The 678-nt window shown below is 46.9% G+C and carries 1 protein-coding gene; it reads left to right on the top strand.

The window, feature by feature from the left end; all coding sequences use genetic code 11:
• Nucleotides 1-43: 43 nt before the first annotated feature.
• On the top strand, nt 44-678 hold a 635-nt coding region (locus tag A3750_RS23230), incomplete at its 3' end, for a hypothetical protein (protein WP_156498880.1).

The raw sequence follows: 678 nt of genomic DNA, 5'->3' as shown, positions 1-678 counted from the left end.
ACGTAAATCAGCCACAAACTCCTTGCTCGACATACGTTCTACCATGTCCGATACGATCACAAGATGCGGTAAGCCGGCGAACTCTTTACTCGCTTTAAATGAGTACAGTGCGTTAAAGCACTTGCACGTACTCGTCTATGATCTCCCAGACCAGGCAAAAAGTGTAATTGCTCGGAGTCTGAAAGGGCTGGTCAGTCGAATCGATTATGCGAGCAATATGGTCAAGCTCAAAGAGCAAATAGGTAAATCCGCCGGCTTACCGCATCTTGTGATCGTATCGGACATGGTAGAACGTATGTCGAGCAAGGAGTTTGTGGCTGATTTACGTCGAAGTCTTTCAGGGGGAGTGCAGCTTATGGTTGTGAGCGAAAGCCCTCAGATAGGTGATGGTCAGCACTACATAGACATAGGTGTACAGGCGTTCGTTTCGCGAGCAAATTTCTCAAAATATGGCATGTTGATCATCAATTATCTTACACAATACGCTCGGCGATTGGGTGAGCTACCCAATCTCGTAACGCGTTATACCGTGCTAGATTACTATGGTGTGAACGAGGATTATTCTTTACCGCAAGACCTGAGCTCTGCCCCTAGAGGTTCGGTTTTATTAGTCGCTGAAGTGCTGGTTTGCATCGAATACACGCGCCTTAACTGTGTGCACCATGGTATGCAACTTGT

It is taken from the genome of Oleiphilus sp. HI0079, from assembly GCF_001635105.1.
The sequence above is the reverse complement of the archived record's forward strand: the minus strand, read 5'-3'. Positions and strand labels throughout refer to the sequence as shown.